Genomic DNA, 11688 nt, shown 5'->3' on the forward strand with positions numbered 1-11688 from the left:
CGAAGCTACATCGGACGGACGTTGTCCGCCTGCGGACCCTTCTGGCCCTGGGTCACCTCGAACTCGACCTTCTGGCCCTCGTTCAGCTCGCGGTAGCCGCTGGATTGAATGGCCGAGTAGTGGACGAACACGTCCGGACCTCCGCCGTCCTGCTCGATGAAGCCGAAGCCCTTTTCCGAGTTGAACCACTTGACCGTGCCGGTTGCCATGCGTCTCTCCCTGTTCAATGCGGGTGAGCACCGGTCGCGGCCGGTGATCGCCCTGTACCTTCCCGACAGTAACCGCCCGAAGCGCGATTCGCTGCCGGAAGTGCCGGCGTGGCTCACGAAAACGCCGTCAGCCGGAAAATCCCTCCGGCGCGGGGCGGCGGGGGGCATGCTTGCCCCGGTGAGGACACAGACGCCGCTGGCCGACCTGGAACGGGAGATCGCGGCGCCCGGCGACGGCCTGGACCGGCTCCGGCTGGTCGACGCGCCGTTCGTGCCGGAGGTGCGCCTGCACCTCGCCGAGGACGCCATCCTCTGGTGGGCCCGGATGGAGGCCGCGGCCGGCCGGTCGCTGCCGCCGCCGTACTGGGCCTCCGTCTGGGCCGGTGGGCAGGCGCTCGCCCGGCACCTGCTCGACCACCCCGAACTGGCCGCCGGGCGGCGCGTGCTCGACCTGGCCGCCGGATCCGGGCTGGTCGCCATCGCCGCCGCGCTCGCCGGCGCCGACCGGGTGGTCGCCAACGACGTCGACCCCTGGGCGGTGGCGGCCGTCACGGTCAACGCCCGGGCCAACCGGGTGACCGTGTCCGCCACCGGGGACGACCTGCTCGACGGCACCGCCAGCGCCGATCTCGTGCTGGCCGGGGACGTCCTCTACGACGCCGGGCTGGCCGCGCGGGTGCTGCCGTACCTGCAACGGGCCGCCGACCGGGGCGTGCAGGTGCTGGTCGGCGACCCGGACCGCGGACACCTGCCGCCGGACCGGCTGGAGCTGGTGGCGGCGTACCCGGTGCCCGTCACCGAACCCTCGGTCGACTCCCCGGTCCGCCGGGTCCAGGTCCTCCGTCCCCGCTGACCCCTCAGGGATCATCCGGAGCCGCCCTAGGGGGCCGGTGGGGGATCATGCCCGATGTGGTGGGTCGCCCCGGGGCCCTAGCGTACGGAGCATGACGGATCTGCTGGCCCAGCTCGGGGAGCTGCCCACCACCCTGCTGATGGGGATGCTGGGCGTGGTCATGCTCGCCGACGCCGTACCCCTGCTCGGGGTGCTGGTGCCCGGCGACGCCGCGGTCCTCGCCGCGGTCGGCGCGGGCCGGCCGGCCACCGGCCTGGCGACCGTCGTGGCGGTGGTGGCCGGCTGCCTGGCCGGCTGGTCGCTGAGCTTCCTGGCCGGGCGGCGCTGGGGCGAGCAGCTGCGGCGCAGCCGGCTGGGTGACTGGATCGGCGAGCCTCGCTGGGCCGCCGCCGAGGCGCTGCTGCGCCGCGGCGGCGGGCGGATGGTGCTGGTGGCGCCGTTCCTGCCGGTGTTCAACGCGCTGCTGCCGCTGGCCGCCGGCGGGCTACGGATGTCCTACCGGCGGTTCGCGGCCTGCGCGGCGCTCGGCGCGACGCTCTGGGCCGGGCTCTACGTGGCCCTCGGCATCACGGCGCGGGCGCTGGCCGGGCTGCTGCCCGGGGCACCGAACCCGACCGCGCTCACCATGCTGGTCGGCCTGCTGCTCGCGGGTCCGGTGCTGCTCGGCACCCGGCACCGGCTGCGGGCGGTGACCGGCGCGAACGCCGCCGAGCGGGTCGACCCGCGGCGCTCACCAGCCGCGGGCCCGCCACTGCGGCAGCGCGGGGCGCTCGGCGCCGAGCGTGCTGTCCTTGCCGTGACCCGGGTAGAACCAGGTCTCGTCGGGCAGCCGGTCGAAAAGCTTCCGCTCGACGTCGTCGATGAGCTGGCCGAACCGCTCCGGGTCCTGCTCGGTGTTGCCCACCCCGCCCGGGAAGAGCGAGTCCCCGGTGAACAGGTGTGGCACGCCGGACGGGTCGCGGTAGAGCAGCGCGATCGAACCCGGGGTGTGCCCCTTGAGGTGGATCACCTCCAGCGCGCAGTCGCCGACCGGCACGGTGTCGCCGTCGCGTAGCGGCTCGGCGTCGATCGGCAGCCCCTCGGCGTCGTCGGCGTGCACCAGCGGGCGGGCCCCGGTCTTGGCGACCACCTCCTCCAGGGCGACCCAGTGGTCCATGTGCCGGTGGGTCGTGACGACCGCGGCCAGCCCGCCGTCACCGACCAGGTCGAGCAGGCGGGGCGCCTCGTTCGCCGCGTCGATCAGCACCTGTTCCCCGGTCTCCCGGCAGCGCAGCAGGTAGGCGTTGTTGTCCATGGGGCCCACCGACACCTTGGTGATGGTGAGCCGGTCGAGCTCGCGCACGGCCGGCGCACCGCCGGGCGTGACGTCTCCGCTGTAGGTCATGACGGCGTTCAGATCCATTCCGGTGGAGTCGGCAGGGGACCGTCGGGAGTGACGGTGAGCACCTCGCCCGCGCTGCGGCCGGTGAGCCAGGCGGCGAGTTCCGGCGCGGGGCCGGTGACCGTGGGCGCCCCCTCGGGATCACCCACGACGAGTTCGTGCCGGACGCCGTCGAAGCGCAGCACCATGGCCGGCGCCGCCGGGTTGCCGGCCAGGCCGGCCGCCACCTCGTGCAGCAGCCGCTGGGCGAACGCGTCCGGCCAGTCGGCCGGCCGGTAGCCGGCGCCCAGGTCGACGTGGTGCACCTCGACCTCGCGCAGCCGGCCCCAGACCAGCATCGCCGCCGGCCACGGCCCGCGCCGGGTCTGCACCGTGGCGCCCCACGCCTCGACCGGCATCTCGGCGACCGCCGCGGTGAACCGCTGCGCGCTGCGGCGCAGGTCGTCCATGAGGTCCGCCGGCCCCCGGCCGGCCCCGGCCTCGATGTCGGCGGACCGGGCCTCGGGGCTGGCGTACATCGGGATGTCCTCGCCGGTGCGGGCGGAGGTGAGCAGGTTGACGAACCCGTCGGCGTTGCGGGCCAGGTGGGTCAGGACGTGGCCGCGTGTCCAGCCCGGCAGCAGGGACGGCGCGGCGACGTCGTCGGCGCCCAGGGCGGCCACGGTACGCAGCAGCCGGGCGGTCGCCTCGTCCAGCTCGCCGGTCAGCAGGAGGGGATCGCTCGTCACGCCTTGGACCCTAGCGGTACGCCGCCGTCGCGTCGCCGGGGAAATCGCTTTCGGCGCGTCGGCGCGCACCCTACCGTCGGGGCCGACGGCTTCAGGTCGCGGCGCGGCGTCAGACCCGCCGGGCCGACGTCGTCGCAGGACGCGGGCACCGGGAGTCGGAGCGGAGGTGGTGAGCATGCCGGTCGTAGCACGCGTGCACCGCCATGAACCCCCTCGACACCGATGAGGACACCATGACCATCGATCTGACCGCCCTCGGCTGGGACGCCGACCGGGCGGCGTACCCGAATCCACGCACCGACCGCCGACCGGGCCGGGTGGCCCGCGTCGACCGCGGCGTCTGCACCGTGCTCCGCCCCGAGGGGCCCGTCCGGGCCAGCCTGGGCGGCGGGGTGCTGGCCGCCGCGGCCCGCGACCTGACCGCGCTGCCCTGCGCCGGCGACTGGGTGCTGCTGGCGACCTGGCCGGACGGGCCGGTCACGGTCGAGACCGTGCTGCCCCGCCGCACCGCGCTGATCCGGCGTACCGCCGGCAAGGACGCCAGCGGCCAGGTGCTGGCCGCCAACCTCGACGCCGCCGCGGTGGTCGAGCCGGTGCACCCCGCGCCGGACGCCGCCCGGATCGAGCGGCTGCTCTCCCTGGCGCACGAGTCCGGCGCCGAGCCGCTCGTCGTGCTCACCAAGGCCGACCTGGCCCCCGACCCGGCGGCGGTGGCCCGGCAGCTCGCCGCCCTGGCGCCCGGGGTGCCGGTGCTGCCGGTCAGCGCCGAGCGCGGCGCCGGGCTGGAGCCGCTGCGCCGGTACGTCACGCCGGGGCGCACGCTCGGCCTGCTCGGGCCCTCCGGCGCGGGCAAGTCGAGCCTGGTCAACGCCCTGGCCGGGGCCGACGTGATGCGGACCCAGGCGATCCGCCGGTCCGACGGCAAGGGCCGGCACACCACCACCTGGCGGGCGCTGGTGCCGATCCCCGGCGGGGGAGCGGTGCTGGACACCCCCGGCGTGCGGGCGGTCGGCCTGCTGGACGGCTCGGCCGGCCTGGACCTGGCGTTCGCCGACATCGCCGAGCTCGCCGCCGGCTGCCGGTACGCCGACTGCGCCCACGAGGCCGAGCCGGCCTGCGCGGTGCGGGCGGCGCTGGACAGCGGCGAGCTGCCCGTCCGGCGCTGGGAGAACTGGCGCCGCCTCCAGCGCGAGGTGGCGTACGAGAGCCGGCGTCGGGAGGTCCGGCTGGCCGCCGAGCGTCGGGGCGGCTGGCGCACCGGCCGGCGGCGGACCGGGCGTCCGGCGACCCCGCCCGGACCCGGGGCACTCTAGACGTGTGCCGGGCGGTCGGGCGGGCTGCGTTACTTCCCGCCCGACCGCGCTGAGCTGGGGGAATGTGCGCGCGACGGAACTTGTCATACCTCGGGGCTAAAGTTGCCCAGGCGCCTTCCCTGCGCCTCGACAACCCTCGAAAACCGCTCAGACCCCGCGTCGGGCGGACAGATCCGCCTCACATTCTTCTTCCGGGAGCACACGCACCGTGGCCGACCGACTGATCATCCGTGGCGCGCGCGAGCACAACCTGCGTGACGTCAGTCTCGACCTGCCCCGGGACGCCCTGATCGTCTTCACCGGGCTCTCCGGTTCCGGCAAGTCGAGCCTGGCGTTCGACACCATCTTCGCCGAGGGCCAGCGCCGCTACGTCGAGTCGCTGTCGTCGTACGCCCGGCAGTTCCTCGGCCAGATGGACAAGCCCGACGTCGACTTCATCGAGGGCCTCAGCCCCGCGGTCTCCATCGACCAGAAGTCCACCTCGCGCAACCCGCGCTCCACCGTCGGCACCATCACCGAGGTCTACGACTACCTCCGCCTGCTCTTCGCCCGCATCGGCGAGCCGCACTGCCCGATCTGTGGCGAGCGGATCTCCAAGCAGAGCCCGCAGCAGATCGTCGACCGGGTGCTGGCCATGGCCGAGGGCACCCGGTTCATGGTGCTCGCCCCCGTGGTGCGCGGCCGCAAGGGCGAATACGTCGACCTCTTCGCCGAGCTCCAGGCCAAGGGCTACGCCCGGGCCCGGGTCGACGGCGTGGTGCACCCGCTGACCGAGCCGCCCAAGCTCAAGAAGCAGGAGAAGCACACCATCGAGGTGGTCATCGACCGGCTCAGCGTCAAGCCCAGCGCCAAGCAGCGGCTGACCGACTCGGTCGAGGCGGCGCTCGGCCTCTCCGGCGGCCTGGTGCTGCTCGACTTCGTCGACCTGGCCGAGGACGACCCGGCCCGGGAGCGGCGCTACTCCGAGCACCTGGCCTGCCCCAACGACCACCCCCTGGCCATCGAGGACCTGGAGCCCCGGGTCTTCTCGTTCAACGCGCCCTACGGCGCCTGCCCGGAGTGCACCGGCCTGGGCACCAAGAAGGAGGTCGACCCGGAGCTGGTCATCCCGGACCCGGAGCGCACCCTGCGCGAGGGCGCCATCCAGCCCTGGGCGACCGGGCACAACCTGGAATACTTCCTGCGCCTGCTGGAGGCGCTCGGCGAGGCCCAGCACTTCGACGTGGACACCCCGTGGCGGGCGCTGCCGTCCCGGGCGCAGAAGACGATCCTGCACGGTTCCGACGACCAGGTGCACGTCCGCTACCGCAACAAGTACGGCCGCGAGCGCTCCTACTACACCGGCTTCGAGGGCGTGGTGCAGTGGATCGAGCGCCGGCACACCGACACCGAGTCGGAGTGGTCGCGGGACAAGTACGAGGGCTACATGCGGGACGTGCCCTGCGCGGCCTGCGGCGGCGCCCGACTCAAGCCCGAGGTGCTCGCCGTCACCCTGGCCGGCAAGAGCATCGCCGAGGTCTGCAACCTCTCCGTGGGCGAGGCCGCCGACCTGCTCGCCGGCATCGAGCTGACCGACCGGCAGAAGATGATCGCCGAGCGGGTGCTCAAGGAGATCAACGCCCGGCTGAAGTTCCTGCTCGACGTCGGCCTCGACTACCTCTCCCTGGACCGCCCGGCCGGCACCCTCTCCGGCGGCGAGGCGCAGCGCATCCGGCTCGCCACCCAGATCGGCTCCGGCCTGGTCGGCGTGCTCTACGTGCTGGACGAGCCCTCCATCGGCCTGCACCAGCGGGACAACCACCGGCTGATCGAGACCCTGCTGCGGCTTCGCGGCCTGGGCAACACCCTGATCGTGGTCGAGCACGACGAGGACACCATCCGGGTCGCCGACTGGATCGTCGACATCGGCCCGGGCGCGGGCGAGCACGGCGGCAAGATCGTGCACAGCGGTTCGGTGCCGGCCCTGCTGGAGAACGAGGAGTCGGTCACCGGGGCGTACCTGTCGGGGCGGAAGTCGATCCCGACGCCGGCGCTGCGCCGGCCGCAGACCCCCGGCCGCGAGCTGGTGGTGCACGGGGCGCGCGAGCACAACCTGCGCAACCTCACCGTGAGCTTCCCGCTCGGCCAGCTCATCGCGGTCACCGGGGTCAGCGGCTCCGGCAAGTCGACGCTGGTCAACGACATCCTGCACGCCGTGCTGGCCAACCAGATCAACGGCGCCCGGCTGGTCCCCGGCCGGCACACCCGGATCACCGGTCTGGAGCACGTGGACAAGGTCGTCGGCGTCGACCAGTCGCCGATCGGGCGGACCCCGCGCTCCAACCCGGCCACCTACACCGGGGTCTGGGACCACATCCGCAAGCTCTTCGCCGAGACCACCGAGGCCAAGGTCCGGGGGTACGGTCCGGGCCGGTTCTCCTTCAACGTCAAGGGCGGGCGCTGCGAGGCGTGCTCCGGCGACGGCACCATCAAGATCGAGATGAACTTCCTCCCGGACGTCTACGTCCCCTGCGAGGTCTGCAAGGGCGCCCGCTACAACCGGGAGACCCTGGAGGTGCACTACAAGGGCAGGACGGTCGCCGAGGTCCTGGACATGCCGATCGAGGAGGCGGCCGAGTTCTTCTCCGCCATCCCGGCCATCCACCGGCACCTCAAGACCCTCGTCGACGTCGGCCTCGGCTACGTGCGGCTCGGCCAGCCCGCGCCGACGCTGTCCGGCGGCGAGGCGCAGCGCGTCAAGCTCGCCTCCGAGTTGCAGAAGCGCTCCACCGGCCGCACGGTCTACGTGCTCGACGAGCCCACCACCGGCCTGCACTTCGAGGACATCCGCAAGCTGCTGATGGTGCTCGAGGGCCTGGTCGAGAAGGGCAACACGGTGATCACCATCGAGCACAACCTCGACGTGATCAAGTCCGCCGACTGGATCATCGACATGGGCCCCGAGGGCGGGCACCGGGGCGGCACCGTGCTCGCCACCGGCACGCCGGAGGAGGTCGCCGAGGTGCCGGAGAGCCACACCGGCCAGTTCCTGCGGCCGATCCTCAAGCTCGACGGCGCGGCCAAGGGCGCCAAGGCGGCCACCACCCGGGCGGCCAAGGCCAACGGCGGCGCGGTGAAGTCGCGTACCCGCAAGGTGCCGGCCGGGGCGCGCTGAGCCAGGCGTACGACGGGCGGGCCGGGGCGACCCGGCCCGCCCGTTGTCTGTGCAGATATCCGATTGGTGACGCGCCAGTATGAACCGTGCGGCACCCTGGTCCGTGTTTTGAAGAGTGGCCACGGATCATGACGGGGTGGCGACAGGCGAGAGGGAGGCCGGACATGAGTGATGATCAGGTGCTGACCGGGCCGGGTACGCAGACGCGCCGCGCCCTGCTCGCGGGCGCCGGCGCGGTCGGCGCGGCCGTGGTGCTGGCGGGCTGCGGCGGCGACGACGAATCCGGCACGGGAGCCCCGGCGCCGACCAGCGGTGGCCCGGGCGCGACCGGCGCCGGCGACGCCGAGGGTGGCAACCGGGACAGCACCGGTCCGCTCGCCCGGACCACCGACATCCCGGTCGGCGGCGGCGCGGTCTTCGCCAGCAAGGGCGTCGTGATCACCCAGCCCGAGGCCGGCCAGTTCAAGGCCTTCGACCCGATCTGCACCCACCAGGGCTGCCCGGTGTCGAACGTCGACGGCGGCACCATCAACTGCACCTGCCACAACAGCCGGTTCTCGATCACCGACGGCTCGGTGAAGCAGGGCCCGGCCACCAAGCCGCTCGCGCCGAAGAACATCAAGGTCACCGGCGAGCAGATCGCCCTGGCCTGACCGCCCCGGCGCGTGTGTCCCCCGCCCCGCCCGGTGGCGGGGGACGCGCGGCGACGGCCGGGTGTCGGGGGTGCGGACTAGGCTTGGCGCGTGGCTGACCCCTCGACCTACCGTCCCGCACCTGGCACCATCCCGGAGTCGCCAGGGGTCTACCGCTTCCGCGACGGCACCGGCCGGGTGATCTACGTCGGCAAGGCGCGCAACCTGCGCAGCCGGCTCAACTCCTACTTCGCCGACCCGGTCAACCTGCACCAGCGCACCCGGCAGATGGTCTTCACCGCCGAGTCGGTGGACTGGATCACCGTCGCCACCGAGGTCGAGGCGCTCCAGCAGGAATACACCTGGATCAAGCAGTACGACCCCAGGTTCAACGTCCGCTACCGCGACGACAAGTCCTACCCCTACCTGGCGGTCACCCTCGACGAGGAATACCCGCGGCTGCAGGTGATGCGCGGCGCGAAGCGCAAGGGGGTGCGCTACTTCGGGCCGTACTCGCACGCCTGGGCCATCCGCGAGACGCTGGACCTGCTGCTCCGCGTCTTCCCGGCGCGGACCTGCTCCTCCGGCGTGTTCAAGCGCGCCGGCCAGGTCGGCCGGCCCTGCCTGCTCGGCTACATCGGCAAGTGCTCCGCGCCCTGCGTCGGCAGCGTCACCGCCGAGGGGCACCGGGAGATCGTCAACGGCTTCTGCGACTTCATGGCGGGCCGCACCGACACCATGGTCCGCCGGCTCGAGAAGGAGATGCTGGAGGCCAGCGAGCAGCTCGAGTTCGAGCGGGCCGCGCGGCTGCGCGACGACGTGGCGGCACTGCGCCGGGCCATGGAGAAGCAGACCGTGGTGCTCGGCGACGGCACCGACGCCGACGTGGTGGCCTTCGCCGACGACCCGCTGGAGGCCGCCGTCCAGGTCTTCCACGTCCGCGACGGGCGGGTCCGCGGCCAGCGCGGCTGGGTGGTGGAGAAGACCGAGGAGCTGACCACCGGCGACCTGGTGCACCACTTCTGCACGCAGGTCTACGGCGGTGAGCAGGGCGAGGCCGACGTGCCGCGCGAGCTGCTCGTCCCCGAGCTGCCCGGCGACGTCGACGCCCTAGCCGACTGGCTCTCCGCCCGGCGCGGCAGCCGGGTCTCGCTGCGGGTGCCGCAGCGGGGCGACAAGCGGTCGCTGCTGGAGACCGTCGAGCGCAACGCCAAGGACGCGCTGGCCCGGCACAAGCTCAAGCGGGCCGGCGACCTCACCACCCGCAGCCAGGCCCTCGACGAGATCGCCGACGCGCTCGGCATGCGCACCTCCCCGCTGCGCATCGAGTGCTTCGACGTCTCCCAGATCCAGGGCACCGACGTGGTGGCCAGCATGGTCGTCTTCGAGGACGGCCTGCCCCGCAAGAGCGAGTACCGCCGGTTCATCGTGCGGGGCGCCACCGACGACCTCTCCGCCATGTCCGAGGTGCTGCGCCGGCGCTTCGCCCGCTACCTCGACGCCCGCGCCGAGACCGGTGAGATCGGCGAGGAGACCGCCGGTGACCCCGACCGGCCCGGCATCGACCCGACCACCGGGCGCCCGCGCAAGTTCGCCTACCCGCCCCAGCTCGTCGTGGTCGACGGCGGCCCGCCGCAGGTGGCGGCCGCCGCGCAGGCCCTCGCCGAGCTGGGCATCGACGACGTGGCGCTCTGCGGCCTGGCCAAGCGGCTGGAGGAGGTCTGGCTGCCCGACGACGAGTTCCCGGTCATCCTGCCGCGCACCTCCGAGGCGCTCTACCTGCTCCAGCGGGTACGCGACGAGGCGCACCGCTTCGCCATCACCTTCCACCGCCAGCGGCGCTCCAAGCGGATGACCGAATCGGCGCTGGACAACATCCCCGGCCTCGGCGAGGTACGCCGCAAGGCGCTCATGCGGCACTTCGGCTCGCTGAAGCGGCTCTCCACGGCGACCGTGGAGGAGATCACCGAGGTGCCGGGGGTCGGCAAGCGGACCGCCGAGGCGATCCTGGCCGCCCTGGACGAAGGCGCCCAGGCCACCCCCAGCGCCTGACCCGGGAGACACCCATGGCGTTCCACTCACCACGGGCTGTCCCATCTGTCGTGGCACAGGTGGGGCGGAATGTCCGGCCTGTCAGTTGCTGACCGCTGGGCGGGCGGCGATCACCGCTGGGCGGGGAGGCTGTCGCCGCAGAAAGCCGGCTGGGGCCGGGCCACTCACTGCCTGAGCGGGCGTCGGTCAGCAGCTGACTGCCGGACGGACTGCGGTTGCCAGCCGACGGCGGCGCCAGCGCCGGTAACCGTCTGCGGGGATGGCGGTCGGCGGCTGGCTGACGGACGGGTGGCGGTGGCCAGTTGACTGCCACGCGAGCGCCGGTCACCGTCGCGCCGGCTGTGCGCGACGTCCTGGCCGCGTCCGCTCGCGCGAATCTTGGCGACTTGCTGTTGGCTGCGAACGGAAACTCGCCAAGATCCGGCTGTCTGGGTTGTCCCCTGGGGTCGGCTTCCCGGCCCGGGACTTCCGCGTTGCGCGCCGTGGGGGTCGGTGTCCCGTTTCCGCGACCCTCGTCCGGAGGGGTCGGGCGGGACGTGGCCGCGGCCCTTGCCTGGGGTCGGCCGGGACGTGGCCGCGGCCCTTGCCTGGGGTCGGCCGGGACGTGGCCGCGGCCCTTGTCTGGGGTCGGCCGGGACGTGGCCGCGGCCCTTGTCTGGGGTCGGCCGGGACGTGGCCGCGGCCCTTGTCTGGGGTCGGCCTGGACGTGGCCGCGACCGGCGTCCGGAGGGGTCGGCCGGGGACGTGGTCGCGGGCGACGCGCCGGGGTCGGTGGAACGCTGTGCATGTCTCCGGGCACCGGTGACCTCCGTATCGTTCCACCCACGCGATCCGCGCCCCCCGGGCGATCCCATGTCTGAGTGTCACGGCCTGCGCGTCTATGCCATGGTCTGCACTTTCATGAGGCGGGCGGCTCGGCGAGGCGGCCCCTCTGTCCCAGTATGTCGCCACTTCGCCCGACCCCGGCGCTGGACCAGCTGCGGCGGGCCGGTCAAGCCAGAGATCTTGGACGGAAGTGGCCCCTATAGGGGCCGTTTGCTACCAAGATCTGTCGGCGTGCCGAGGTTCGCACGGGAGGCCGTGCCTGCCGGCGAGCAGCGTGTCGCGGCCGGGGGACCCACCCGGCGAAACCGGACTGGTGCCTCGCCACCAAGCCATCACAAACCGGACATACGCCCCACGCCGCGCAGCCCGTGACGCGTAGCGTGTGGCGCGGTGGTCGGCGCCACCGCCGGGGCGGAATCATGGCGGGGGGCGGGTCGTTGTACATGGCAGACCGCGCAGTACCCGCCCCCAGGGCGAGGCAGCCGGTCGGAATGACCGGCCCCCGCCGGTCGTTAACATCCCCCGGACCACGCACCACCGG

At 73.4% G+C, this 11688-nt stretch carries 8 protein-coding genes and 1 pseudogene; 6 read left to right on the top strand and 3 right to left on the bottom strand.

Going from position 1 to position 11688, the window contains the following annotated elements:
* Window positions 1-5: 5 nt before the first annotated feature.
* Window positions 6-209: a cold-shock protein gene (locus IEY96_RS14065; RefSeq protein WP_013287480.1), complete on the bottom strand. Its 204-nt coding sequence runs from the start codon at window positions 207-209 to the stop codon at window positions 6-8.
* Between the two features lie 166 nt (window positions 210-375).
* On the opposite strand from IEY96_RS14065, the gene IEY96_RS14070 reads away from it, so the two are divergent.
* Window positions 376-1062: a class I SAM-dependent methyltransferase gene (locus tag IEY96_RS14070; protein WP_189195240.1), complete on the top strand. Its 687-nt coding sequence runs from the start codon at window positions 376-378 to the stop codon at window positions 1060-1062.
* Between the two features lie 91 nt (window positions 1063-1153).
* Window positions 1154-1744: pseudogene (locus IEY96_RS14075) on the top strand (DedA family protein); the annotation flags it as partial.
* Between the two features lie 48 nt (window positions 1745-1792).
* On the opposite strand, the gene IEY96_RS14080 reads toward IEY96_RS14075, so the two are convergent.
* Both IEY96_RS14080 and IEY96_RS14085 read right to left on the bottom strand, forming a co-directional pair.
* Complete coding sequence (locus IEY96_RS14080; RefSeq protein ID WP_189195298.1) at window positions 1793-2446, bottom strand: MBL fold metallo-hydrolase; 654 nt, start codon at window positions 2444-2446, stop codon at window positions 1793-1795.
* Window positions 2447-2454: 8 nt separating this feature from the next.
* On the bottom strand, window positions 2455-3171 hold the full coding sequence (locus tag IEY96_RS14085; protein WP_189195241.1) for a maleylpyruvate isomerase family mycothiol-dependent enzyme: 717 nt from the start codon (window positions 3169-3171) through the stop codon (window positions 2455-2457).
* Window positions 3172-3404: 233 nt separating this feature from the next.
* Here IEY96_RS14085 and rsgA point away from each other — a divergent pair, with 233 nt between their 5' ends.
* The 4 genes from rsgA to uvrC all read left to right on the top strand — a co-directional run bounded on the left by rsgA (window position 3405) and on the right by uvrC (window position 10322).
* Entirely contained in the window at window positions 3405-4484 is a 1080-nt protein-coding gene (rsgA, locus tag IEY96_RS14090; RefSeq protein ID WP_189195242.1) for a ribosome small subunit-dependent GTPase A, read from the top strand.
* 208 nt (window positions 4485-4692) lie between these two features.
* A complete protein-coding gene (gene uvrA / locus IEY96_RS14095; protein ID WP_189195243.1) occupies window positions 4693-7638 on the top strand; it encodes an excinuclease ABC subunit UvrA in 2946 nt (981 codons plus the stop codon).
* A 164-nt stretch (window positions 7639-7802) separates the two neighbouring features.
* Window positions 7803-8291: a Rieske (2Fe-2S) protein gene (locus tag IEY96_RS14100; RefSeq protein ID WP_189195244.1), complete on the top strand. Its 489-nt coding sequence runs from the start codon at window positions 7803-7805 to the stop codon at window positions 8289-8291.
* Window positions 8292-8381: 90 nt separating this feature from the next.
* The gene (gene uvrC, locus IEY96_RS14105; protein ID WP_189195245.1) at window positions 8382-10322 is read left to right on the top strand and encodes an excinuclease ABC subunit UvrC; all 1941 of its coding nucleotides are present in this window, start codon (window positions 8382-8384) and stop codon (window positions 10320-10322) included.
* Window positions 10323-11688 lie beyond the last annotated feature (1366 nt).

It is taken from the genome of Micromonospora fulviviridis, from assembly GCF_014648395.1.
Classification (GTDB): Bacteria; Actinomycetota; Actinomycetes; order Mycobacteriales; family Micromonosporaceae; genus Micromonospora; species Micromonospora fulviviridis.